Below are 25230 nucleotides of genomic sequence, written 5' to 3' on the forward strand. Positions count from 1 at the left end.
ATCGTGCACCAACCTCAGCTGTCATTCCCGCGAACGCGGGGATCCATAACCACAGGGAGATGTTGTCGAGCCAAATCAGTAACCGCGAGTCATCGCCAAACTCCTCCCTGTGGCTATGGGTCCCGGATCTGCGCTTCGCTTGTCCGGGACGACGGCGGAGGTTGCCTCGCGAGCCGTGCCCAACCGCATGCCTCCGCCCTTTATGAAATTCCTATAACTTCGTCAGAGCCCTCGTCTCGAAAACCTATGCCCGGGAATGGCATCTCAGCGCGGTCAAAAGTCCCGGCTGGCCTGCGGAAATGCGTTGCGCTTCCTTCTGCGAGCTCTGGCCGGGTCCCCGAGAACGTGTTGCTCCCGATAGAGGGACGCAACGAGGAGCATCTCCATGATGGACATTCTGATGCTGGCGCTGGGCTTTGGCTTCTTTGCCCTGGCGATCGGCTACACCTACGTCTGCGAACGGCTGTAACGGAGCGAACCATGATCTTCGATTATGCGATCGCCGGCGCCGTCTCGTTCGGTCTCCTGGTCTACCTCACCTATGCGCTGCTGCGGCCGGAGCGGTTCTGAGCCGCGCTTGCCGCTTGTCGAATTGCTGCTGGCGCTGTTGCGCCGGGCACCAAGTCTGAAGGGTTGATTCCATGACCATGATCGGTTGGCTCCAGATCATTCTATTCTGCGTCATCATCGTTGCGCTGACAAAGCCGCTCGGCTGGTACTTGACGCGCGTGTTCAATGGGGAGAAGACATTTCTCTCGCCGGTGCTGCGCCCGATCGAGGCCGGCATCTACTGGATCTCAGGCGTCGACGAGAAGCGCGAGCAGCATTGGCTGACCTACACGGTCGCCATGCTGCTGTTCCATGTCGGTGGCTTCCTGATCATCTACGGCGTGATGCGCTTGCAGGCCGTGCTGCCCTTCAATCCGGCCGGGCAGACGGCGGTCGCCGAAGATCTCTCGTTCAATACGGCGATCTCCTTCATCACCAACACCAACTGGCAGAACTACGGTGGCGAGAGCACGATCTCCTATCTGGTGCAGATGGTCGGCCTGACGCACCAGAACTTCCTCTCGGCCGCGACCGGCATCGCGCTTGCCGTGGCGCTGATCCGCGGCTTCTCGCGCGCTTCAGTGCGCACGGTCGGCAATTTCTGGGTCGATGTTGTCAGATGTACGCTCTACGTGCTGCTGCCGATCTGCATCGTCTATACGTTGTTCCTGGTCTGGCAGGGCATGCCGCAGACCCTCAGCGACTATGTCGAGGCCACGACGCTCGAGGGTGCCAAGCAGACCATCGCGGTTGGCCCGGTCGCCTCGCAGGTGGCGATCAAGATGCTCGGCACCAACGGCGGCGGCTTCTTCAATGCCAACGCGGCGCATCCGTTCGAGAACCCGACCGCACTGTCGAACTTCGTGCAGATGCTGTCGATCTTCGCGCTGGGCGCTGCGCTGACCAACGTGTTCGGCCGCATGGTCGGCAGCCAGCGCCAGGGCTGGGCGATCCTCGCCGTGATGGGCGTGCTGTTCGTCGCCGGCGTCGCCGTGACCTATTGGGCGGAAGCCAATGGCACCTCGACGCTGCAGGCGCTTGGACTTGCCGGTGGCAATATGGAGGGCAAGGAAGTTCGCTTCGGCATCGTCGCCTCCTCGCTGTTCGCCGTGATCACGACGGCCGCCTCCTGCGGCGCGGTCAACGCCATGCATGACAGCTTTACCGCGCTCGGCGGCATGATCCCGCTGATCAACATCGAGCTCGGCGAAATCATCGTCGGCGGCGTCGGCGCCGGCATGTACGGCATGCTGCTGTTCGTCATTCTGGCGATCTTCGTCGCCGGCCTGATGGTCGGCCGCACGCCGGAATATGTCGGCAAGAAGATCGAGGCGTGCGAGGTCAAGATGGCGATGCTGGCCATCCTGGTGCTGCCGCTGATGATCTTGGGCTGGACAGCGGTCGGCGTGGTCTATCCGCCTGCGGTCGCCTCGATGGCGAATGCCGGGCCGCACGGCTTCACCGAGGTGCTCTACGCCTACACCTCGGGGGCCGGCAACAACGGATCGGCCTTCGCGGGCCTCACCGGCAACACCTTCTTCTACAACCTGACGCTGGCTAGCGCGATGTTTGTCGGCCGCTTCTTCATGATCGTTCCGGCCATGGCGATCGCGGGCTCGCTTGCGCAGAAGAAATCGATCCCGCCGTCGATGGGCACGTTCCCGACCACGGGCGGGCTGTTCGTCGGCCTCGTCGTCGGCGTGATCCTGATCATGGGTGGCCTGACCTTCTTCCCGGCACTCGCGCTCGGCCCGATCGTCGAACATCTGGCGATGAACGCAGGCCAGCTGTTCTGACTGAACCTCTTCTGATTGTCTGGAGTGACCTCCATGGATACGATGAAACAGCAAAAGCGCGCGCCGATGTCGGCAATGCTCGATCCCAGAATCGTGCTGCCCGCGATCCGCGCCTCCTTCGCCAAGCTCGATCCGCGGCTGATGGTGAAGAACCCCGTGATGTTCGTGGTCGAGGTCGTGGCCGCGCTCACCACCGTGATCTTCCTACGTGACGTCGTCACCGGCGGTGCCAGTCTCGGCTTCACCTTCCAGATCATTATCTGGCTCTGGTTCACGGTGCTGTTCGCCAATTTCGCCGAGGCGGTGGCCGAGGGCCGCGGCAAGGCGCAGGCGGATTCGCTGCGCAAGACCCGCACCGAAAGCCAGGCCAAGCTCCTGAATGGGGCAGGCCAGGACTTCAAGCTGGTGCCGGGCACGAGCCTGAAGGTCGGCGACATCGTGTTGGTCGAGGCCGGCGACACCATCCCCTCCGACGGCGAGGTGATCGAGGGCGTGGCCTCCGTCAACGAGGCCGCCATCACCGGCGAATCCGCACCCGTAATCCGCGAATCCGGCGGTGACCGTTCGGCGGTCACGGGCGGCACGCAGGTGCTGTCCGACTGGATCCGCGTCCGCATCACCGCCGCCCAGGGCTCGACCTTCATCGACCGCATGATCAAGCTGGTCGAGGGCGCCGAGCGGGCGAAGACGCCGAACGAGATCGCGCTCAACATCCTGCTCGCCGGCCTCACCATCATCTTCGTGTTCGCCACCGTCACCATCCCGAGCTATGCGGCCTATGCCGGCGGCTCGATCTCGATCATCGTGCTGGTCGCGCTGTTCGTGACGCTGATCCCGACCACCATCGGTGCGCTGCTCTCGGCGATCGGCATTGCCGGCATGGATCGCCTGGTGCGCTTCAACGTGCTGGCGATGTCCGGCCGCGCGGTCGAGGCGGCCGGTGACGTCGACACGCTGCTGCTCGACAAGACCGGCACCATCACGCTCGGCAACCGCCAGGCAACGGCATTCCGCCCCGTGCGCGGGGTGACCGAACACGAACTGGCAGATGCGGCCCAGCTCGCCTCGCTCGCCGACGAGACGCCGGAGGGCCGCTCCATCGTCGTGCTCGCCAAGGAAAAGTACGGCATCCGCAGCCGCGACATGGCCGAGCTGGGCGCGACCTTCATTCCGTTCACGGCGCAGACCCGCATGAGTGGCGTCGATGCCGGCGGTTCGTCGGTGCGCAAGGGCGCGGTCGATGCCATGTTGAACTATGTGGGCGGTGGGGCACCGCTGGCCGTGGCCTCCGGCAATACCGCGCGCGCCATTCAGCCTGCCGCGCTCTCGGAGATCGGCCGCGAGATCCAGGCCATTGCCGATGAAGTGTCGAAGTCCGGCGGCACGCCGCTGGCGGTTGCCAAGGACGGCAAGCTGCTCGGCATCATCCAGCTCAAGGACATCGTCAAGGGCGGCATCCGCGAGCGCTTTGCCGAGCTGCGCCGCATGGGCATTCGTACCATCATGATCACAGGCGACAACCCGATGACCGCTGCCGCGATCGCAGCGGAAGCCGGCGTCGACGACTTCCTGGCTCAGGCAACGCCCGAGGACAAGCTCAAGCTGATCCGCGACGAGCAGGCCAAGGGCAAGCTGGTCGCCATGTGCGGCGACGGCACCAACGACGCGCCGGCGCTCGCCCAGGCCGACGTCGGTGTCGCCATGAACACCGGTACGCAAGCGGCCCGCGAGGCCGGCAACATGGTCGACCTCGATTCCAACCCGACCAAATTGATTGAGGTGGTCGAGATCGGCAAGCAGCTGTTGATGACGCGGGGTGCGCTGACGACGTTCTCGATCGCCAACGACGTCGCCAAGTATTTCGCGATCATCCCGGCGATGTTCCTGGCATTCTACCCGCAGCTCAACGTGCTGAACGTCATGAACCTGTCGAGCCCGCAAAGTGCCATCCTGTCGGCGATCATCTTCAACGCGCTCATCATCATCGGCTTGATCCCGCTGGCGCTGAAGGGCGTCGCCTATCGCGCCGTCGGTGCTGGTGCGCTGCTTCGGCGCAACCTCTTGATCTACGGCCTCGGCGGCATCGTCATTCCCTTCATCGGCATCAAGGCGATCGACCTCGTCGTTGTCGCCCTGCACCTGGCTTAAGTCCGTCATTGCGAGCGAAGCGAAGCAATCCAGAAATGTTTCTACAATTGACGGCCTGGATTGCTTCGTCGCTTCGCTCCTCGCAATGACGGAAAATCGGAGAAAACACATGCTGAGAGAAATCCGCCCCGCCATCGTCCTGTTGCTGGTGCTCACCGCCATCACGGGCCTGGCCTACCCGCTCGCCATGACCGGTCTTGCCGGCGCGATCTTTCCCGCCAAGGCGCAAGGCAGTCTGATCGAGCACGACGGCAAGGTGGTTGGCTCCGCCCTGATCGGCCAGGAATTTAGGGGCGACAAATATTTCCACGGCCGCCCCTCGGCGACGCTGGCGCCGGACCCCAATGATTCGAGCAAGACGGTTGCGGCGCCCTACAACGCGGCCAATTCGGGCGGCTCCAATCTCGGCCCGACCAGCAAGGCGCTGGCCGACCGGCTGAAGGAGGATGTGGACAAGCTGAAGGCTGAGAACCCGAGCGCCGCCATTCCGGTCGACCTGGTCACGACCTCGGCGAGCGGCCTCGACCCCGATATTTCGCCTGAGGCCGCGGAATTTCAGGTGCCGCGCGTCGCCAAGGCGCGCATTATGCCGGAAGCTTCGCTAAAGCAACTCGTCGCCGCCAACACCGAGGGCCGCTGGCTCGGCCTGCTCGGCGAACCCAGGGTTAACGTTCTGGCGCTGAATCTCGCGCTGGATCGTGCGTCCGCGAAGTAGCGTCTAGGCCCGCAATATCAGGATGATTATATTGGCCTGATGGTTCAGCAGCGCCGCGATCCCGAACAACGTCCATCGCCCGAGGCGCTGCTGGAAGCCGCGCGCCGGGAAGAGAGTGCGAGCGGCAAGCTGAAGATCTTCGTCGGCGCCGCCCCGGGCGTCGGCAAGACCTATGAGATGCTGCAGAGCGCCCATGCCAGGCGCAAGGCCGGCATCGACGTCGTGGTCGGCTTCGTCGAGACTCATGGCCGCGCCGAGACCGAAGCGCTGGTGCGGGGGCTCGAGGTCGTCCCGCGCAAGCGGCTCGACTACCGCGGCCAGATCGTCGAGGAGATGGACCTCGATGCCGTGATCGCGCGGCGGCCGCAAATCGCGCTGGTGGACGAGCTCGCCCACACCAACGCCGCCGGCAGCCGCCATCCCAAACGCTATCTCGACGTCGAGGAGCTGCTCTCCCACGGCATCGACGTCTACACCGCCGTCAACATCCAGCACATCGAGAGCCTGAACGACGTCGTCGCCCAGATTACCCATGTGCGGGTGCGCGAAACCGTGCCTGATTCGATCTTCGACCGCGCCGACGCGATCGAGCTGATCGACCTCACGCCGGACGATTTGATCCAGCGTCTGCGGGAAGGCAAGGTCTACGTCCCCAAGCACGCCGAGCGGGCGCTGGAGCATTATTTCTCGCCGGGCAATCTGACCGCGCTGCGCGAGCTCGCGCTGCGCCGCACGGCCGAACGGGTCGACGAGCAACTGCTCACCCACATGCAGGCCAATGCCATCGCCGGCCCCTGGGCGGCGGGCGAGCGCATCCTGGTCTGCGTCAGCGAAGATCCGCGCGCGGCGGGGCTCGTGCGCTACACCAAGCGGCTGGCCGATCGGCTGCACGCGCCGTTCACCGCGATCTCGATCGAGACGCGGCGCGCGCTGCAGCTCTCGGACGAGGAGCGCGACGGGCTTGCCGACACGCTGCGGCTTGCGGAGTCGCTCGGCGGCGAGGCGCTGACCATTCCGGCCGTCGGCCGCCGCATTGCCGACGACGTCATCAATTTCGCCCAAGGCAACAACGTCACCCAGATCGTGATCGGTAAGTCGACGCGATCGCGCTGGTTCGAGATGACGCGCGGCTCCGTCGTGCATGATCTGGTGCGGCGCGCCGGCAATATCAGCGTTCATGTGATACCGGGCGACGAGTTGCCGAGCGAGGCGGTGCCGAAGACGGCCGTGCAGACCGCGGCGAGGTCCGAGCCGTTCAATCCGCTGCCCTATCTGAAATCGCTCGGCATCGTGCTGATCGGTCTCGGTGCCGCCGAGCTGCTGCAGCCGCGGTTCGGCATCGAGAACGTGGACCTTGTGCTGCTCACTGCAGTGGTTGCGGTCGCGGTGCGCTACGGCTTGTGGCCGTCGTTGCTTGCGAGCTTAGCCGCCTCGCTCGCCTACAATTTCTTCTTCCTGCCGCCGGTCTACACCTTCACCATCACGGATCCGACCAACGTCGCGGCGTTCTTCTTCTTCATGCTGATCGCGATCCTGGTCTCCAATGTGGCTGCCCGCGTGCGCACGCAGGCCGACACCGCGATCGGACGCATCCGTACCACCGAGCAGCTCTATGCGTTCAGTCGCAAGCTTGCCGGCACCGCCACGCTCGACGACGTGCTGTGGGCCTCGGCCTATCAGATCGCGCTGATGCTGAAGGTCCGCGTCGTGCTGCTGTTACCGGAGGACGGACTTTTGACGGTGAAGTCAGGCTATCCGCCGGAGGACCAGCTCGACCAGGCCGATCTGGCGGCGGCCAACTGGGCCTGGAGCAATGACCGCTCCGCTGGCCGAGGTGCCGATACGCTGCCGGGCGCCAAGCGGCTGTTTCTGCCGATGCGGACCGGGCGCGGGCCGATCGGCGTGATCGGTATCGACAACGACCGCACCGGCCCGCTGCTGACACCGGACCAGCGCCGGCTGCTGGACGCGCTTGTGGATCAGGGCGCGCTCGCGATCGAGCGCGTGCTGCTGGTCGAGGACATGGACCGGGTCAAGCGCACGGTGGAATCCGAGCGGCTGCGCGCGGCGCTGCTCACCTCGATCTCGCATGATCTCAAGACGCCGCTCGCCTCCGTGTTGGGCGCGGCCTCGACCATGCGCGATCTCGCCGGCGCGCTGTCCGACACCGAGAAGCGCGATCTGCTCGCGACCGTGATCGACGAGTCCGAGCGGCTCAATCGCTTCATCGCCAATCTGCTCGACATGACCAAGCTGGAATCCGGCGCCATCGTTCCCAACACCGCGCTGCACGATCTCAGTGAGATCGTCGGCAGCGCGCTGCGGCGGGCCTCGAAGATCCTCACCGCGCACAAGGTCGAGTTGGTCCTGGCCGCGGACTTGCCGATGCTCGAGCTCGATGCCGTGCTGTTCGAGCAGGTGCTGTTCAACCTGCTCGACAACGCCGCAAAATATTCTCCGCCCGAGACCACGATCGCGATCAGGAGCCGGCGTGAGCGTGATCAGGTGGCACTGGAAGTCGTCGACGAAGGCGCAGGCATTCCGCCCGACGAGCTCGAAAGCGTTTTCGACAAGTTCTATCGCGTGCAGAAGGGCGATCATGTTCGTCCCGGCACCGGGCTCGGGCTTGCCATCTCCCGTGGCTTCATCGAGGCGATGCGCGGCACGATCTCGGCCGCCAACCGCAGCGACCGGAGCGGCGCGATCCTCACCATCCGTCTGCCCGTCCCCGCGCAGACCCACGCATTGGATACCGCCGCATGAGTGCCGCCCCGATCAAGGTTTTGGTGATCGACGACGAGCCGCCAATCCGCAAATTGCTGCGGATGGGCTTGTCGACGCAAGGCTACGAGATTCTGGAGGCCTCGAACGGCAAGGTCGCGCTGGAGAAGCTCACTGAAGGGCCGGCACTGATCATCCTCGATCTCGGCCTGCCCGACATCCAGGGCCACGAGCTGCTGCGCACCATCCGCGCCCGTAATGAGAGCGTGCCGATCGTGGTGCTGTCGAGCCGCGGCGACGAGGCCGGCAAGGTGCAGGCGCTCGATCTCGGCGCAGATGATTATCTGACCAAGCCGTTCGGCATGGATGAGCTTCTGGCGCGCCTGCGCGCGGCGCTGCGGCATCAGCTGCAGGTGCAAGGCGAGCGTCCAGTGTTCCGCACCGGCGATCTCTCAGTCGATCTGGTGCGCCGCATCGTCAAGCTCGGCGAGCGCGAGGTCAAGCTGTCGCCCAAGGAATACGACCTGTTGCGCGTGCTGGTGCAGCATGCCGGCAAGGTGCTGACCCACAGATTCCTGCTCAAGGAGCTCTGGGACGAACTGACCGACGCGCAGTACTTGCGCGTCTATGTCCGCCAGCTCCGTCAGAAGATCGAAGCCGATCCGGAGCGGCCGCACTATGTGCTGACCGAGACGGGGATCGGGTATCGGCTGAAGGCGGGAGATTGACGCTCTGTTGGGACGCGATTCTGCTTCCACATCGTCATTGCTTCGCGGCGCTCGCAATGACGGAGCAAATCAACCCGCCTTCCGATGCCGCGCGGTGGACCGGTGCGTCTTCTTGGTAGCCTGCCGCCGCCCCGTGGCCCGCCTTGCATGCGATTTCGTCGCGGTCTTCTTCCCGCCGCCACGTCCCTTCAAGCTCTGCTTCAGCGCATCCATCAGGCTGACGACGTTGCTCGGGCGTTCCTCCGGCTCGGGCAGCTCGATCTTCTTGCCGCTCGCCTTCCGTTTCACCAGCGCCTTCAGGGCGTTCTCGTATTCGTCTTTGAACTTGCTCGGATCAAAATGCGCCGCCTTGGTGTGCAGGATGTGACCGGCCAGCTCGACCATGTCCTTGGTGATCTTCGGGCTCTTGATGTCGTCGAAGAACTGGTCCTCTTCGCGCAGCTCGTAGGGAAAGCGCAGCGTGGTGCCGAGCAGGCCCTTGCCGAGCGGCTCGATCGCGATGATGTGCTCGCGATTGGTCAGCACGATTTTTGCGAGCGCGACGCGGTCCTGGTCCTTCATGGCGTCGCGGATCACGGCAAAGGCGTCGATCGCCGCCTTGCCTTCGGGCGCGATGTAATAGGGATGGTTGAGATAGCGCTGATCGATCTCCTCGCTCGGCACGAAGCTTTCGATATCGATGGTGTGGTTGCTCTCGATCTGGACGGCCTCGAGCTCTTCCGGCTCGACATCGACATATTTGCCCTTGGAGAGCTCGTAGCCGCGGCCCTTCTGGTCGCTCTCGACGACATCGCCGGTCTCCGAATCCACCATCTGCTGCTTGAGGCGGTTGCCGGTCTCCCGGTTGATCAGATGAAACCGGGTCTTCTCGGCCGCCGTGGTCGCGGGGTAGAGCACGACCGGACAGCTGACCAGCGACAGTTTCAACGTTCCCTTCCAATAGGCGCGCGGAGCCATTTCATTCTCCAGTGATTTCAAGGCGTTTTGGAACCCCAACCGCGCCATTGGGTTTTGGTTCCGGGTGGGACTTTTGCCGTGATAGGCTTCAACGCGATCAGAGGATGTGGGACCCGTCGTGCTGCAAAAACTCTCCACCTACCGAAAGAAACGTGATTTCGAGAAAACGCCCGAACCGTCGGGCAAGACCGCGGTGGCGCCATCAAAGCAGCGGCGCTTCGTGATCCAGAAACACGATGCGACACGGCTGCATTACGACTTCCGCCTCGAATTCGACGGCGTCTTCAAATCCTGGGCGGTGACGAAGGGACCCTCGCTTGATCCGCACGACAAGCGGCTGGCGGTCGAGGTCGAGGACCATCCGCTCGATTATGGCGATTTCGAAGGAACGATCCCCGAGGGACAGTATGGCGGCGGCACGGTGATGCTGTGGGACCGCGGCACCTGGGAATCCGACGATCCCGAAGCCGGCTTCAAAAAGGGCGACCTCAAGTTCACCCTGCATGGTGACAAGCTGCATGGCAGCTGGGTGCTGGTGCGGATGCGCAACCGCGGCGGCGAAAAGCGCACCAACTGGCTACTGATCAAGCATCGTGACGAGTATGCCAGCGAGGACGAAGATATATTGGCGGAGGACAAGTCCGTCGCTTCCGGCCGCGCGATGGATCAGATCGCCGGCGGCAAGGGGCGGGCGCCAAAGCCGTTCATGCTGGCGAAGGGCACGGGCAAGGCCGATGCTGTCTGGCAATCCAATCGCGCCGAGGAGACCAAAGGACGCACCGTCAAGCCGGCACCGCGCGCGGCGTTGAAGCGCGGCAAGGCCGCGAAGAAGGCTACGACCGCGACGACGGCCAAAAAGGTCTCGGAGATGCCGGACTTCGTCGCGCCGCAGCTCTGCACGCCGGTGGAACGGCCGCCCGCCGCCGATGGCTGGTGCCACGAGATCAAGTTCGACGGTTATCGCGTCCAGCTCCGCGTCGAGGACGGCGAAGCGACGTTGAAGACACGCAAGGGCCTCGACTGGACCGACAAGTTCGCGTCGATCGCAAAGGAAGCGAGCGAATTACCGGACGTCATGGTCGACGGCGAGATCGTCGCTCTCGACCGCAACGGTGCGCCGAACTTTTCCTCGCTGCAGGCCGCGTTGTCGGACGGCAAGGATGAAGATCTGATCTTTTTTGCCTTCGACCTGCTGTTCGCCGACGGCCTGGACTTTCGCCGTCTGCCGCTTGGCGAGCGCAAGGAGCGCCTGAAGAAATTGCTGGCGGCGCGCCGGAAGAAGACGAGCCAGATCCGCTATGTCGAGCATTTCGAGAGCGGCGGCGATGCAGTGCTGCAATCGGCCTGCAAGCTGGAGCTCGAGGGCGTGGTGTCGAAGAAGCTCGACGCGCCGTATCGGTCGGGACGTACCGAGAGCTGGACCAAGGCGAAATGCCGGGCGGGACATGAGGTCGTGATCGGGGGCTACAAGACCACCAATGGAAAGTTCCGATCGCTGATGGCGGGCGTGCATCGCGGCGATCACCTCGCCTTCGTCGGGATGGTCGGGACAGGATTTGGGGCCGATAAGATCAAGCGCATCATGCCGTCGCTGAAGGCCATGGAGGCCAAGGAAAGCCCGTTCGGCGGCAAGAATGCGCCGAAGAAGGCGCGCGAGGTGCACTGGCTGAAGCCCGAGCTCGTCGCCGAGATCGAGTTCGCCGGCTTTACGGCTGACGGCAATATCCGCCAAGCCGCCTTCAAGGGCCTGCGGCAGGACAAGCCGGCCGAGGAAGTCGAGGCGGAAACGCCCGTGGATACGGAACTGGCAAAGCCTTCGGCGAGGAAGCGCGCCGCACCGAAAGCGGCCAAGCCGAACAATGCCGGCACCGCCGAAGTGATGGGTGTCGTCATCTCCAAGCCGGACAAGGAGCTGTGGCCCGACGGCGGTGACGGCGAGGGCGTGACGAAGCTCGATCTCGCACGCTATCTCGAGGTCGTCGGCCCCTGGATGATCGAACATCTCAAGGGCCGCCCCTGTTCGATCTTGCGCGCACCTGACGGCATCGGCGGTGAGAAGTTCTTCCAGCGGCACGCCATGCAGGGCACCTCGAACCTGCTGGAGCTGGCCAGGGTTTCCGGCGATCGCAAGCCCTATTTGCAGATCGACCGCGTCGAAGGCCTCGCCGCGGTCGCGCAGATCGGCGGCGTTGAGCTGCATCCCTGGAATTGCGCGCCTGACGCCTATGACACGCCGGGACGGCTGGTGTTCGATCTCGACCCCGCGCCTGATGTCAAATTTACCGAGGTCGTCGAAGCGGCGAAGGAGGTGCGGCAGCGGCTGACCGACATCGACATGGAGAGCTTTTGCAAGACCACCGGCGGCAAGGGCATCCACGTGGTGGTGCCGCTGCTCTACGGCGCGCGCGACAAGGTGAGCTGGAAGGAAGCCAAGGCGTTCGCGCAAGGCGTCTGCCAGTGGATGGCCAACGAGGATCCCGAACGTTATCTGCTCAACATGTCCAAGAAGCTGCGCAACGGAAAGATATTCCTCGACTATCTGCGCAACGATCGTATGTCGACCGCCGTCGCGCCGCTGTCGCCGCGCGCACGCGCCGGCGCCACGGTATCGATGCCGCTGACCTGGGCGCAGGTGAAGAGCGACCTCGATCCGAAGAAATACACGGTGCGGACGGTGCCGGGGCTGCTGGCGCGATCGAAGGCGTGGGATGGCTATGATGACGCGGCCGCGTCGATCAAGTCGGCGATCAAGAAGCTGGCCGGGAAGGTGAGGTAGGTCGGTGCGGCGGGCTCAACTCTCGTAGGGTGGGCAAAGCGAAGCGTGCCCACCATCTCTTTGTTGCAGCGAAGATAAGGTGGGCACGGCGCAAGAGCGCCTTTGCCCACCCTACAAGATCTCGTGCTAGATCCGTCCCATCAGCAGCAATATCAGCAGAATGACGATGACGAGCCCTAGGCCGCCGCCGCCGTAATAGCCGGTGCCGTAGAACGGGCCGCCGCCGATACCACTGAAGCCGCCAAGCAGCGCGATGACCAAAATGATCAGAATGATCGTACCGATAGACATGCGAATCTCCTCCAGCCCTTCGTAGAAAGGGTTGTCTGCACGTGCCCCGTTGTGCGGGGGCAACTTGCCTTATGTTCTAAAGTTCCGGATTTGAACCGGGCGCCATCTCGCAACTTGCATGGAACCTTGGCGCGTCCCGCCGGCATGATTATGTGAGGATCAGTCACGACGGGGCAGAGATCATGTCAGCACCGCTAGTTGTTTCCATTTCGCATCGGCTCGGCCGCGAGGAGGCGGTCCGCCGGCTCAAGACCGGGCTTGGCCGTGCGGCGGTCAGTATCCCTGTGATGCAGGTCGAGGAAGAGCGCTGGAGCGGCGATACCATGAACTTCCGCATCCGCGCGCTCGGACAGATCGCGAGCGGGCAGGTCGACGTCGCCGACGACCACGTCAAGGTCGAGGTGGTGCTGCCGTGGTTGTTGCAGCGCTTTGCCGAGATGGCGCAGGCGACCATTCGCAAGCGCGGACAATTGCTGCTGACCAAGGATGGGGGCAAGTAGGTTTCAGGTACTCACGCGCTGCCGCGGCCTCATGGTGCTCGCCGTGCGCGCCTCGAGGACGGCAGCCGGAAAGTCACGAAAGGCCTGCGCCACCGGCAATTCGCCATTCACGAGGTCCGGCGCGCTGTAGCCGGTGATGTCGACGGTTGCATCAAAACCCTCGAGCGCAGGCCATTCCCGCCCCGCCTGTGTGAAGGGGGCGAACCGGCATCCGACCACCACGATTGCCGCGGCGCGGCCATGTCGGCGCGCGAAGGCGATGACATGGTCGGCGTGGGCACCACGGACCTCGAGCGGCTGGTAGTCGCCCTGTGCAAAGACGTCGGCGAGGCGGTTGCGCAACTTGAGGAGATGTCGCGTCCAGGCCAGCTTGAGCTGACCATCCGGCCAGCTCTTGATCAGTTCACTCCAATGCGGTGTATCCAGGGACGCCAGCGCGGCCTTCCGTGCAGCAAAATCCACGGCGCGGCGGTTGTCGGGATCGACCAGCGACAGGTCCCAGTATTCGGTGCCCTGGTAAAAATCGGATACGCCCGGCAGCGTCGCCTTGAGCGTGAGCTGACTCAGCGAGTTCAGCGCACCGAGCAGCGCGACGCGGCGGGCCAGGGTCTGGAGCGCCTGCAAGAATTCGCCTGACAGCGCGGGATCGAGGATCTTGGCGATGAAGCTCGTGACGCCGTTCTCATACGCTTGATGCGGATTGAGCCAGCTGGTCTCTTCCTTGCCCTCGCGCGCCGCCTTGAGCGCATAGGCCTGAATGCGCTCGACGAAGCCGGCATCCGGCCCCGCAAGCGGCAATGCGCCGAGCAGGGTCTGGTAGAGCATGTACTCGAACGTCGCCGATGGCGCGCGCAGATGGCCGTGCAGCGATAGGTGCGGCGCGTTCAGCACCTTCCAGCGCGCGACTGCGCTGGTCCATTCGCCCGGCAGTTCGCTTAGCGCCGCGATCCGCACCCGGGCGTCCTCGCCGCGCTTGGTGTCATGGGTGGCCGTCGCCGTCATTCCCAGTGGCCATTCCTTGGCCCGGGCCCGCATCGCCTCGTGGAAGGCGGCAATGGAAAGGCCCTTGCTCGCGGGATCGCCGCCGACCTCGTTCAAGGCGAGCAGACTGTGGAATTGATAGAACGCGGTGTCCTCCAGCGACTTCGCCATGACAGGCCCGGTGAATTGTTGCACCTTCAGCGCAAAACGGCGCACGCGCGGCGCGCTGTGCGGTGGACGGCCGGGCCTGAGCAGGTCCATGGTGAGAGCATCGCGCAGGAAGTCGAAAATGCCCTCGTCGGCCGCGAACCATTCGGCGCGGGCGCGCGCGATGGTGTCGTCGATCAGCTTGCGGTCATCGGCGGTCGGGCCGCTATGCGTCAGATAGGTGCGGTAGACCGGGAAGTGCAGCACGTACAATTCCAGCGCCTGCCGCAGGCTGTCTGCGGAGAAGTCGCGGGTCGAGTAGTGGCCATTGGCAATTCGCGCCAGCAGCCGCGTCAACACAGTAAATTCGCTGGTCAGGAGCGTTTCCAGCACGCGGCGTTTGGCGTCCTTGACGTAAGGCGCGAGCCGTGGCGGCCGGTTGCTGATCTGCCGCCAGGTCTCGTCCAGCGCCTCAAGTCCCTTGGCGTCGACTAGGACCTGGGTGATGACGTTCATCCATTCATAGCCGGTGGTGCCCTGAACGCCGGCGAAGTGCGGCAGCCGCTCGTGCTCGCACAGGATCTTCTCGATCACCGTGTAGAACGGCTTTGTGTTGCCTTGCGCGTCGCGCACCAGCCGGCGCAGCCGCTGGCAATATTGCGCGGGATCGCGCAGGCCGTCGATGTGATCGAGGCGGATGCCTTGCAGCCTGCCGTCGGCAACGAGCTGTTTCACCAGCCGGTGCGTGGCGGCAAAGGTGCTCGCGTCCTCGACGCGCAGGCCCGCAAGCCCATTGACGTCGAAGAAACGGCGATAGTTGATGTCGCTGGAGGCCAGCCGCCAATGGCCGAGCTTGTAGTTCTGCCGCTCCAAGAGATGATGCAGCGCCAGCGTCTGCGCCGGGCGATCCTTGGCTGCGCGATAGGCGGCAAGGCCGTGGATGATGATGTCGGCGCTGCCCGTGATCTCCATCAGCTCGGCCTTGAAGCTCGGAGCTTCCTTGCGGTTCGGCCGCCGCAGGCCGGTGTAGCGCGTGGCGAGCGAGAGCAGGCGCTTGCCGGCGACCGTATCTGCGGCGTCGGCCTCCTTCACGATCATCCGCAGGATCTCGCCATAACGCTCCGGCGCGATGGGCAGGCGATGCTCGAAATACCAGGCGGAAAAGCTGCCTTCGCCTGCGTCGTAGCGCAGCTCGATGTCGCCGCGCTCGAGCGCCTCGCCATAGGAGACGCCGAGGATCGGCAGCAGTACGCCCCCGCGGGCCCGATAGGCCAGCTGGTCCCAGTCGATGTCGAAGGAGACGGCATGCGGCGAGGCCTGGCCCCATTCCAGCACATCGAGCCACCAGGGATTGTCGGCGAAGTGCACGCCGACATGGTTGGGCACGAAATCGATGATCAGTCCGAGGTCGTGCTTGGTCAGCGCCTCGCTCAGCCGCGCAAAACCCGCCTCGCCACCGAGCTCTGGATTGAATTGGCTGTGATCGACGGTGTCGTAGCCATGCGTGGAGCCCTTGCGGGCCTTCATCACCGGCGAGGCATAGAGATGCGTGATGCCGAGCGCCTTCAGATAGGGCACGATAGAAGCGGCCTTGTCGAAGTCGAAATCGGCCGTGAGCTGAAGCCGATATGTCGCGAGTGGAATCGCGGAAGGCATATCAACCTCCGAGATGCCAGACCACAGACCATGGTGGAAGCCGATCGGCCGCGCTGCCCCAGATCGGCGCGCCGGCCTTGTTGCCGGAATACGCGATGTCCTTGTCGGAGAGATTGGCGACCAGGCGCAGCGTGGCGCCGTCGCCCATGTGCCAGTGCGCCGTGAGCAGTCCGTTGTCAACTGCCTCGGCATCGCCGAAGCGCGCGCCCTTCAACCGCGGCATGATCTCCTTGCGGCGAAGGGCGAGGAGCTCTCGCACCAATCCAAGCCGCGCTTCCTGCTGCGGCGAGCGGCCGGTCCAGTCGAGCACGGCCGATTGCGGCGTTGCCGGATCGAGCGGATCCGGCACCTCGTCACCGAATTTCGCATACGCCCAGGCATATTCCTGCTTGCGGCCCTTGCGCACGGCATCCGCGAGCCCGCCCTGGAAATCGCAGAAGAACGGGAAGGGGACCTGCGAGCCCCATTCCTCGCCTTGAAACAGCATCGGCACCATCGGCGCGAGCAGCGTCACCGCGAGCGCGGCCTCGATCGCTCTCGGCGATGCCAGGCTCTCGAGCCGGTCGCCCAGCGGACGGTTGCCGATCTGGTCGTGATTTTGCAGGAAGTTGACGAAGGTGGCCGGCGGCAGCGCGCCGCTCGCCTCGCCACGCGGCTTCTTGCCCCAGAATTCCGAGATCTCGCCCTGGTAGACGAAGCCGGACGCGAGCGCGCGGGCCAGATCCATGCGCGGGGTCTGGTAGTCGGCATAATATCCGGCGTGCTCGCCGGTCAGCATCACATGCCAGACATGGTGATAGTCGTCGTTCCACTGCGCACGATATTTACCGCCCGGCGGCTCCTGCGCGGCGTCGAGCAGGCTGGCGCGATTGTCGCCGTTCTCCAGCACGAGATGGATGCGGCGGCCCGTGACCCTGGCGAGCTCGCCGGTGGCGACGCTGAGGTCCTGCAGCATCGACTGCTCGCCGGGGATCGCCATGATGTGGTTGGCGGCATCGAGCCGCAAGCCGTCGAAGCGGTAGTCGGTGAGCCAGGACAGTGCGTTCTCGACCGCGAAGGCGCGGACCTGCGGCACGCGATAATCGATCGCGCTGCCCCAGGGCGTATGCGCGTCGGTGAAAAAGCTTGGCGCATAACGGCCGAGATAGTTTCCTTCAGGACCGAAATGATTGTAGACGACGTCCAGAAACACCATCAGCCCGCGCAGATGGGCCTCGTCGATCAGCGTCTTCAGATCTTCCGGGCGGCCATAGGCGCTGTCGGGCGCGTACCACAGCACGCCGTCATAGCCCCAGCCGCAGCGGCCCGCGAAATCGGCGAGCGGCATCAGCTCCAGCGCCGTGATACCGGTCGCAACGAGATGATCGAGCTTGTCGATCATGGCACGGTAGCTGCCTTCGCGCGTGAAGGTGCCGACATGCGTCTCGACCAGCACCGTCTCTTCCCACGGGCGGCCGCGCCAATCTTTCGCGCGCCATGCGAAGCCGTCGTGATCGATCACCTCGCTCGGGCCGAACACGTCCTCGGGCTGGAATGCGGACGCCGGATCGGGCACGTCGATCTCGTCATCGATCCTGAACTTGTAGGGGCTGCCGACGGGCAGGCCGCCGATCTCGGCGACATACCAGCCATCCTGTCGGCGCTGCATGGCATGTCGTCGGTCGAGCAGGAGATCGACACGGCGTGCGCCCGGCGCCCACAGTCGGAACGACACGCCGTCCTTGGTCGGCTTCGCCCCGAAGGATGGTCTCATAACGCCCCCGCGAAGGCGAGCACGGAGCGCGGCGGCGCCTTGCTGTCGCTTCCGGGCAGGAAATCAATGCTGTTCAGCTTGGCATCCGTCGTGTTCAGGATTTGCTGCCAGCTCTTGTATTCGGTCATTTTGGGCAATTTGAATGCGATTTCTTCGGGGGCGGCGTTCAATACGATAAAGATCGCCGCCCGGCCCGGTTCCATCGGACCCATCACATAAGAGAGGAACCGCCCATCCGGGAATGTCCAGTCGCTCTCGGTCATCTCGTTGCCTTCGGGCGTCAGCCACAGCGCGCCGTAGGAGATGCCGTCCTTGGGCCGGCCGTCGAGCCAGCGATGGCTGCGAAGCTGCGAGAAGCGATGGCGAATGTCGGTGAGACCGGCGACGAAATCGACCATGTCGTCGTCGTCCTTGCCAAGATTGTCCCAGCCGACCCAACCGACCTCGTTGTCCTGGCAATAGGCGTTGTTGTTGCCGGATTGCGTGTTGCCGACCTCGTCGCCGGCGAGGATCAGCGGAACGCCCTGCGCCAGCATCAGGCAGGCCAGCGCGTTCTTGCGCAGCTGCCGCCGCAGCGCCAGGATATTCGGATCGTCGGTCGGGCCCTCGACGCCGCAATTGTTGCTGTGGTTGTCGTTGGAGCCGTCGCGATTGTCCTCGCCGTTGGCCTCGTTGTGCTTCTCGTTGTAGCTGAAGAGGTCGGCCAGCGTGAACCCGTCATGGACGGTGATGTGGTTGATGCTGGCGCGCGGCCGCCGGCCGTCATGATTGAACAGGTCCGAGGACGCCGTCATGCGGCTGGAGATGTCGCCGATCAGGCTGCCTTCGCCGCTCCAGTAGCGGCGCATGGCGCTGCGATAGCGATCGTTCCACTCCGACCATTGCGATGGGAAGGCGCCGACCTGGTAGCCGCCGAGGCCAAGGTCCCACGGCTCGGCGACGAGCTTGACGGTGGCGAGCACAGGGTCCTGGCGGATCGCGGTGAGGAATGAGATGCCGCGATCAAAACCATTGGGCCCGCGCGCGAGCGTGGTGGCAAGGTCGAAGCGAAAACCATCGACATGGCAGACCTCGACCCAGTAGCGCAGGCTATCCATCACCATCTGCAGCACGCGCGGATGGGTCAGGTTCACCGAGGAGCCGCAGCCGGTGAAGTCGTCGTAATAGCGCGGGTTCTCGCGGTTCAGCCAGTAATAGGAGGCATTGTCGATGCCGCGATAGCACAGCGTCGGGCCGAGATGGTTGCCTTCGGCGGTGTGGTTGTAGACGACATCTAGCATCACTTCGATGCCGGCATCGTGCAGGCGCGCCACCGTGGTGCGGAAGGAATCCAGCGCGTTGTCCTGGGCATAGCGCTGCTCCGGCGCGAAGAAGGACAGCGTGTTGTAGCCCCAGTAATTGGCGAGCTTCTTCTCCACCAGGATGCGGTCGTCGACGAAGCTGTGGATCGGCAGCAGTTCGACGGTCGTGACGCCGAGCTTCTTCAAATGTTCGATCATCGCCGGCGACGACAGGCCGCCATAGGTGCCGCGCAGATTTGGCGGCACGTCGTCACGCTTCTGCGTCAGGCCCTTGACGTGGGCCTCGTAGATGATGGTGTCTTCCCAGGGGATGTTGGGCCGGATCTCGCGCCGGCCCCAGTTGAAGGTCTCGTCGACCACGACGGCCTTGGGCATGCCGCGCGCATTGTCGCGCCGGTCGAACGACAAATCCTCGCGTGCCGAGCCGGTGCGATAGGCGAAATGCGCATCGCTCCAGACCAGCCGCCCGGCAAGGCGCTTGGCGTAGGGATCGAGCAGCAGCTTGTTGGCGTTGAAGCGGTGACCGTGCTCGGGCTCATAGGGGCCGTGCACGCGATAGCCGTAGAGCTGGCCAGGCGAGACGTCGTTGAGATAGCCATGCCAGACATCTTCGGTACGTTCAGGCAGCTCGATGCGCTCGAGCTCGCGTCGGCCTTGCGTGTCGAACAGGCAGAGCTCGACCTTCTGCGCATGGGCTGAGAACAGCGCGAAGTTGGTGCCGCGTCCGTCCCAGCTTGCCCCGAGACGCGCGGGCGATCCAGCAGTCAGACGCATCGGTCAGCTTTCCGGAACGAGGAAGATCGCGGCGAGTGGCGGAATGGTGAGGCGGAGCTCGGGCGCCTTGCCGTCAACGGTCTGAACCTCGCCGATGTTCCCGACATTGGTGCCGCCATAATGGGCGGAGTCCGAGTTGAACACCTCTTTCCACTTGCCGGCGAAGGGCACGCGCACACGGTAATTGCGATAGACGTTGGGCGAGAAGTTGATGACCACGAGACACCGCGCGTGCTCGTCAAAGCCCTTGCGCAGCCAGGCGAACACGTTGCGGTTGGCATCGTCAGTGATCAGCCATTCGAAGCCGGCCTGGTCGCAATCCATCTGGTGCAGCGCCGGCACCGCGCGATAGAGCCGGTTGAGGTCGCGGACCAGCGCCTGGACGCCGGAATGGTATTTGTATTCAAGCAGGTGCCAGTCGAGCGACTGGTCGTGATTCCATTCGCGGCTCTGTGCGATCTCGCCGCCCATGAACAACAGCTTCTTGCCGGGATGGCCGAACATGAAGCTGTAATAGGCGCGCAAATTCGCAAAGCGCTGCCACTCATCGCCGGGCATGCGGCCGAAGATCGAGCGCTTGCCGTGAACGACCTCGTCATGCGACAGCGGCAGGATGAAGTTTTCAGAGAAAGCGTAGTGCAGGCCGAACAGGATTTCGCCGTGGTGATATTTGCGGTGGATCGGATCCTTGCTGATGTAGTTCAGCGTGTCGTGCATCCAGCCCATGTTCCACTTGTAACCGAAGCCGAGCCCGCCGAATTCGACCGGGCGCGAGACCTGCGGCCACGCTGTGGATTCTTCCGCCGCCGTGGTTGCCTGCGGGAAGCGAGCAAACAATTCGGTGTTGAAACGGCGCAGGAAGTTGATCGCCTCGATATTCTCGCGGCCGCCATACTGGTTCGGAACCCAGGCGCCAGGCGGGCGGCTGTAGTCGAGATAGAGCATGGACGCAACCGCATCGACGCGCAGGCCGTCGATCGCGTAGCGCTCCAACCAGAACAGCGCGTTCGACACCAGGAAGTTGGTCACTTCGGTGCGGCCGTAATTGTAGATCAGCGTACCCCAGTCGAGATGGCGGCCCTGCAGCGGATTGGCATGCTCGTACAGCGCAGTGCCGTCGAAGCTGCCGAGCCCGTGCGGATCGTCGGGGAAATGACCGGGCACCCAGTCGAGCAGCACGCCGATGCCCTCGCGATGGCAGGCGTCGACCAGCGCGGCAAAATCCTCAGGTCCGCCGAACCGGCTGGTCGGCGCATAGAGCCCGGTCGGCTGATAACCCCAGGAGCCGTCGAACGGATGCTCGCTCACGGGCAGGAATTCGAGATGCGTAAAACCCATGTCGCGGGCATAGGCCGGCAATTGCTCGGCGAGCTCGCGATAGGTCAGCCATTCATTGCCGTCCTTGCGTCGCCACGAGCCGAGATGGACCTCGTAGATCGACATCGGCGCCGACAGCGCGTTGATGCCGTCAGGGGCCGGCCGCGGCCGCGGCAAATGCGCCTCGTCGAACACGATCGACGCAGTCTTCGGCCGAACTTCGCTCGCGAACGCCATGGGATCGGATTTCAGCGGCAGCAGATGGCCGTGCGGCCCGATGATCTCGAATTTGTAATGGTCGCCCGCCTTGGCGTTCGGGATGAACAATTCCCAATAGCCGGCGCCGCGCACCCGCATCGGGTGCCGCCGCCCGTCCCAGAAATTGAAATCGCCGACCACGGACACGCGCCGCGCGTTCGGCGCCAGCACGACGAAGCCGATGCCGTCGATGCCTTCCAGCCGCATCGGGTGCGCACCGAGCTTGTCGTAGAGACGCTGATGGGTGCCTTCGCCGAGCAAATAGAGGTCGAAATCGGTCAGGATCGGCGGAAAGCGATAGGCGTCCTCGAACTCGACGACATTGTCACCGAATTTGGCGCGAAGCTGGTAGTGCCTGGAGCCGTTGGGCAGGGCGCCGATGAACAGGCCTGACGCGTGGACGCGATCGAGCCTCGCCACCTCGCCGTGCTCACCGACGGCCTCGACATTGGAGGCCTCTGGCAGGAAGGCGCGCACCACGCTTCTACCGCCCTCGGGATGCATCCCGAGATAGTGGAAGGGGTCGGAGTGGCGGCCCTCGATGATGGCGTAGGCTTCGGCTGGCAGTTTAGGCATGGGCTTCGCTCCCGGCGCTGGACAGAATGCGAAGCAGGCCGGTCAGCGGCGCATGGAGCCCCTCCGGCCGGTGGGACAGCTCGTACTCTACCTCGTCGAACGCTTGATCAAGCAGGAAAAACCTTAACATGCTTTCCGCTGAATGTTTCCTTCCCGGCCAGAGCCGCCGGTCGGTCACGGCGTCATGATAGGCGGACAGGAAGGTCCGGGTGGCGCGGTCACGCCATTCGTCGAGCGCGGCTGTCAGCCGGCCGTGCTCGTCGTTCCCCCCTGAGATCGCCCGGTTCAGCGCCGCGTTAACCGAAAGATCAATCGAGCGGACCAGGCCCGCGACGTCGCGCGCGGCCGGCAGCCTGCGCCGCTTGTCGGCGAGGGCAAGATGCGGATGGCCGTCGAAATCGATGATGAAGATGTCGTCCTTCACGATCAGAGTTTGCCCGAGGCGGAAGTCGCCATGATGACGGATGTTCAACCCGCCGATGTCGGATGGCAAGAGCGCATTGATGTGGTCCGGCAAGGTCGCGCGCATCGCGACAAGCTGGTCGATCAGAGGCCGGTCGCTCTCGCGCAGGCCGTCCCGGCTCTCGGCCAGCCGGTCGAAGACTCGTTCCGCCCGTCCCTTGAGGTCGGACGCCCATTTCTTGACGTCGGCAGGAGCGATCGGCTCGGGGGCAAGCTCGGCAGATGTTGCGGCGGCGAGCGCCACGTGCAACTCGGCGAGCCGACGGCCGGTCTGCGCCATGAAGTGCAGATAAGGCGCCTGCTCCTGGGTCTCGCGATGCGATTCGCCCGGCGGCAGCACCCGCTGCTCGTCGATATAGCGATCGAGATAGCCCGTGGTGACGATCCAGCCGTCGCCCTGGTTTTCGACATAGGCATGCAGAACGCCGAGCGCGCTGCAGGCTTCGCCCTCGATCAGCTCGACGCTGCCGAGCAGTGCCGGCGTATTGGGGAAGCGCGCGACCTCGGTGAGATAGTGGCCGATCTCGACCTCCGGATTGGCACCGCTTTCGAGCCGGCGGTAAATCTTGGCGACATATTGGTTGTCGACCAGCGCGGTGCTGTTCGACTGCTCGATCGCACGGATGCGCGCAGGCTCCTTGACGGTGTATTCGGCGAACCGGCTGGTCGCCTTGAACTCCAGCCGCAGATTGTTCTCGTCCACCACCAGGTTCTGCGACAGGCCTCGCAGCAGCAGTCCGATGAAGATCTGGTCGGTCGCGACGTCGAGCAGCGTGCCTTCGCGTGCGCCCTGGCGAACGGCGGCGAGCGCCTTCGGGTTGAAGCGCTCGCGGTCGAAGCGGACCCACTCGATCTGCATCGGCAGCACGTAGCGCGTCGTGACGTCGTCATGCGCCGTCTCGAAGAACGCGATCCACGGCCTGTTGTCGCCGATGTCGCTGAACGGTACGGCCGAGGTCAGCGTCGCCTTGATGTGCTTGGGATTGTGCTCGGGATACCAGCGCGTCCGTGACAAGAATCCCGGCAGCACGTCGCGCTCGAACACGCTGCGCTCGCGGGCGAGCGAGACCCAATTCGAGTTCACCGGCACCACCAGCGTCTCGAATTCCGGCACCGCGCGCGGGATCACCGGCTCGGATTTGTCGCGCTCCTGGAGCTGGAACCAGTAGAAGCCGTAGGGCCCGAGCGTGATCATGTAGGGCAGTTCGCCGATCGCCGGGAAGCGGGTGCGGCCGAGCATCTCCTGCGGGATGCGGTCCTTCCACGGCGACAGATCGAGCTCGGTCGCCTGCGCCGCGCGCGAGAGGTTGGCGACGCAGAGGATCACCTCGTCGCGATATTGCCGGACATAGGCCAGCACCGCGCGGTTTGCCGGGCGGATGAAGGTCATGGTGCCGCGGCCGAAAGCCAGCGTCGACTTGCGCACCGAGATCAGGCGCTTGGTGGCGCTGAGCAGCGAAGACAGGCTGCGCGACTGGGCCTCCACATTGACGGACTCATAGCCGTAGACGGGATCCATGATCAGCGGCGCGTAGAGGCGGGCGGGATCGCAACGCGAGAAGCCGCCATTGCGATCCGGGCTCCACTGCATCGGCGTGCGCACGCCGTTGCGGTCGCCGAGATAGATGTTGTCGCCCATGCCGATCTCGTCGCCGTAATAGATGATCGGCGTGCCGGGGAATGACAGCAGCAGCGAGTTCATCAGCTCGATCTTGCGCCGGTCATTGTCCATCAACGGCGCGAGGCGCCGGCGGATGCCGACATTGATGCGGGCGCGGGGATCATTGGCGTAGGTGGTCCAGAGATAGTCGCGCTCGACGTCGGTGACCATCTCCAGCGTCAGCTCGTCATGGTTGCGCAGGAATAGCGCCCATTGGCAGCTCGCGGGGATATCGGGCGTCTGGCGCAGGATGTCGGTGATCGGGAAACGGTCTTCCTGCGCGATTGCCATGTAGATGCGCGGCATCAGCGGGAAGTGGTAGGCCATGTGGCATTCGTCGCCGCGGCCGAAATATTCCTGCACGTCTTCAGGCCATTGATTGGCCTCGGCGAGCAGGAGCTTTCCCTTGGAATAGGCATCCAGCTCCTGGCGCAGGCGCTTGATGATCGCATGCGTCTCGGGGAGATTCTCGTTCGAGGTGCCTTCGCGCTCGCAGAGATAGGGAATGGCGTCGAGCCGGAAGCCGTCGACACCGGCGTCGAGCCAGCGCTTCATCACCTGGATGATGGCACTGACGACGCGCGGATTGTCGAAATTCAGGTCGGGCTGGTGCGAGAAGAAGCGGTGCCAGTAGAATGCGCCGGCCTCGGGATCCCAGGTCCAGTTCGACTTCTCGGTGTCGGTGAAAATGATCCGCGTGCCCTGGTATTTCTGGTCGGTGTCGCTCCAGACATACCAATTGCGGGCGCTGGAACCGGCCGGGCTGCGGCGCGCGCGCTTGAACCATTTGTGCTGGTCCGAGGTGTGGTTGACGACGAGCTCGGTGATGACGCGCAAGCCGCGCTTTTGCGCCTCCTGGATGAAGCGCTTGAAGTCCTTCATCGTCCCGAAATCGGGATTGACCGCGCCGTAATCGCCGATGTCGTAACCGTCGTCGCGGCCCGGCGATGGATAGAACGGCAGCAGCCACAGCGCGGTGACGCCGAGGTCCTGGAGATAAGGCAGCTTCTCGGTCAGTCCGGCGAAATCGCCGATGCCGTCATTGTTGCTGTCGGCAAAGGCCTTGACGTGGAGCTGGTAGATGATGGCGTCCTTGTACCAGAACTCATCCACGATCTCGGCAGCCTCGGCCTTCTTGGTGTCGACGGAAGACAGTACATTCAT

General features: G+C 64.1%; 15 protein-coding genes. 8 read left to right on the plus strand and 7 right to left on the minus strand.

The genetic code is table 11. The features are described 5' to 3' along the window. Positions 1-480 precede the first annotated feature (480 nt). The 6 genes from XH89_RS07500 (at position 481) to XH89_RS07525 (ending at position 8657) form a co-directional block, all read left to right on the plus strand. A complete protein-coding gene (locus XH89_RS07500; protein ID WP_194466458.1) occupies positions 481-570 on the plus strand; it encodes a K(+)-transporting ATPase subunit F in 90 nt (29 codons plus the stop codon). A 71-nt stretch (positions 571-641) separates the two neighbouring features. Further along, the gene (kdpA, locus tag XH89_RS07505) at positions 642-2345 is read left to right on the plus strand and encodes a potassium-transporting ATPase subunit KdpA (RefSeq protein ID WP_194466459.1); all 1704 of its coding nucleotides are present in this window, start codon (positions 642-644) and stop codon (positions 2343-2345) included. A 33-nt stretch (positions 2346-2378) separates the two neighbouring features. Then, on the plus strand, positions 2379-4493 hold the full coding sequence (gene kdpB / locus XH89_RS07510; RefSeq protein ID WP_194466460.1) for a potassium-transporting ATPase subunit KdpB: 2115 nt from the start codon (positions 2379-2381) through the stop codon (positions 4491-4493). 109 nt (positions 4494-4602) lie between these two features. Then, a complete protein-coding gene (locus XH89_RS07515; protein ID WP_194466461.1) occupies positions 4603-5208 on the plus strand; it encodes a K(+)-transporting ATPase subunit C in 606 nt (201 codons plus the stop codon). Between the two features lie 39 nt (positions 5209-5247). Then, positions 5248-7971: a sensor histidine kinase KdpD gene (locus XH89_RS07520; RefSeq protein WP_194466462.1), complete on the plus strand. Its 2724-nt coding sequence runs from the start codon at positions 5248-5250 to the stop codon at positions 7969-7971. Then, positions 7968-8657: a response regulator gene (locus XH89_RS07525; RefSeq protein WP_194466463.1), complete on the plus strand. Its 690-nt coding sequence runs from the start codon at positions 7968-7970 to the stop codon at positions 8655-8657. Before XH89_RS07520 ends, XH89_RS07525 begins: the two co-directional genes overlap by 4 nt. Before the next feature lie 69 nt (positions 8658-8726). On the opposite strand, the gene XH89_RS07530 is transcribed toward XH89_RS07525, so the two are convergent. After that, a complete protein-coding gene (locus XH89_RS07530; RefSeq protein WP_194466464.1) occupies positions 8727-9614 on the minus strand; it encodes a Ku protein in 888 nt (295 codons plus the stop codon). A gap of 118 nt (positions 9615-9732) precedes the next feature. On the opposite strand from XH89_RS07530, the gene ligD reads away from it, so the two are divergent. Beyond that, the gene (gene ligD, locus XH89_RS07535; protein ID WP_194466465.1) at positions 9733-12390 is read left to right on the plus strand and encodes a DNA ligase D; all 2658 of its coding nucleotides are present in this window, start codon (positions 9733-9735) and stop codon (positions 12388-12390) included. Between the two features lie 126 nt (positions 12391-12516). Here the strand turns inward: ligD and XH89_RS07540 are convergent, their stop codons facing one another. Further along, positions 12517-12681 carry a DUF3309 family protein gene (locus XH89_RS07540; RefSeq protein ID WP_018318514.1) on the minus strand — a complete coding sequence of 55 codons (165 nt, stop codon included), beginning with the start codon at positions 12679-12681 and terminating at the stop codon, positions 12517-12519. Positions 12682-12863: 182 nt separating this feature from the next. Here XH89_RS07540 and XH89_RS07545 point away from each other — a divergent pair, with 182 nt between their 5' ends. Continuing rightward, entirely contained in the window at positions 12864-13181 is a 318-nt protein-coding gene (locus XH89_RS07545) for a polyhydroxyalkanoic acid system family protein (protein ID WP_194466466.1), read from the plus strand. Between the two features lie 3 nt (positions 13182-13184). Here the strand turns inward: XH89_RS07545 and treY are convergent, their stop codons facing one another. The 5 genes from treY to treS are packed head-to-tail and all read right to left on the minus strand — an operon-like array spanning position 13185 to position 25230. After that, positions 13185-15965, minus strand: a complete 2781-nt coding sequence (gene treY / locus XH89_RS07550; RefSeq protein WP_194466467.1) for a malto-oligosyltrehalose synthase — start codon at positions 15963-15965, stop codon at positions 13185-13187. Position 15966: 1 nt separating this feature from the next. Further along, positions 15967-17718 carry a malto-oligosyltrehalose trehalohydrolase gene (treZ, locus tag XH89_RS07555; RefSeq protein WP_194466468.1) on the minus strand — a complete coding sequence of 584 codons (1752 nt, stop codon included), beginning with the start codon at positions 17716-17718 and terminating at the stop codon, positions 15967-15969. Beyond that, entirely contained in the window at positions 17715-19793 is a 2079-nt protein-coding gene (gene glgX, locus XH89_RS07560; protein WP_194466469.1) for a glycogen debranching protein GlgX, read from the minus strand. The genes treZ and glgX overlap by 4 nt, the downstream gene beginning before the upstream one ends. A 3-nt stretch (positions 19794-19796) precedes the next feature. Further along, positions 19797-21944, minus strand: a complete 2148-nt coding sequence (gene glgB, locus XH89_RS07565; protein ID WP_194466470.1) for a 1,4-alpha-glucan branching protein GlgB — start codon at positions 21942-21944, stop codon at positions 19797-19799. Beyond that, a complete protein-coding gene (gene treS / locus XH89_RS07570; protein ID WP_194466471.1) occupies positions 21937-25230 on the minus strand; it encodes a maltose alpha-D-glucosyltransferase in 3294 nt (1097 codons plus the stop codon). Before treS ends, glgB begins: the two co-directional genes overlap by 8 nt.

Origin of the sequence: Bradyrhizobium sp. CCBAU 53340, assembly GCF_015291645.1 — a bacterium.
GTDB lineage: Bacteria > Pseudomonadota > Alphaproteobacteria > Rhizobiales > Xanthobacteraceae > Bradyrhizobium.

Coding starts and splice junctions, on each gene's coding strand:
- glgB (WP_194466470.1), bottom strand. CDS start 21,944: ATGCCTAAACTGCCAGCCGAAGCCTACGCCATCATCGAGGGCCGCCAC.
- treS (WP_194466471.1), bottom strand. CDS start 25,230: ATGAATGTACTGTCTTCCGTCGACACCAAGAAGGCCGAGGCTGCCGAG.
- kdpA (WP_194466459.1), top strand. CDS start 642: ATGACCATGATCGGTTGGCTCCAGATCATTCTATTCTGCGTCATCATC.
- treY (WP_194466467.1), bottom strand. CDS start 15,965: ATGCCTTCCGCGATTCCACTCGCGACATATCGGCTTCAGCTCACGGCC.
- kdpB (WP_194466460.1), top strand. CDS start 2,379: ATGGATACGATGAAACAGCAAAAGCGCGCGCCGATGTCGGCAATGCTC.
- XH89_RS07525 (WP_194466463.1), top strand. CDS start 7,968: ATGAGTGCCGCCCCGATCAAGGTTTTGGTGATCGACGACGAGCCGCCA.
- XH89_RS07540 (WP_018318514.1), bottom strand. CDS start 12,681: ATGTCTATCGGTACGATCATTCTGATCATTTTGGTCATCGCGCTGCTT.
- XH89_RS07500 (WP_194466458.1), top strand. CDS start 481: ATGATCTTCGATTATGCGATCGCCGGCGCCGTCTCGTTCGGTCTCCTG.
- XH89_RS07515 (WP_194466461.1), top strand. CDS start 4,603: ATGCTGAGAGAAATCCGCCCCGCCATCGTCCTGTTGCTGGTGCTCACC.
- XH89_RS07520 (WP_194466462.1), top strand. CDS start 5,248: ATGGTTCAGCAGCGCCGCGATCCCGAACAACGTCCATCGCCCGAGGCG.
- XH89_RS07530 (WP_194466464.1), bottom strand. CDS start 9,614: ATGGCTCCGCGCGCCTATTGGAAGGGAACGTTGAAACTGTCGCTGGTC.
- glgX (WP_194466469.1), bottom strand. CDS start 19,793: ATGCGTCTGACTGCTGGATCGCCCGCGCGTCTCGGGGCAAGCTGGGAC.
- XH89_RS07545 (WP_194466466.1), top strand. CDS start 12,864: ATGTCAGCACCGCTAGTTGTTTCCATTTCGCATCGGCTCGGCCGCGAG.
- treZ (WP_194466468.1), bottom strand. CDS start 17,718: ATGAGACCATCCTTCGGGGCGAAGCCGACCAAGGACGGCGTGTCGTTC.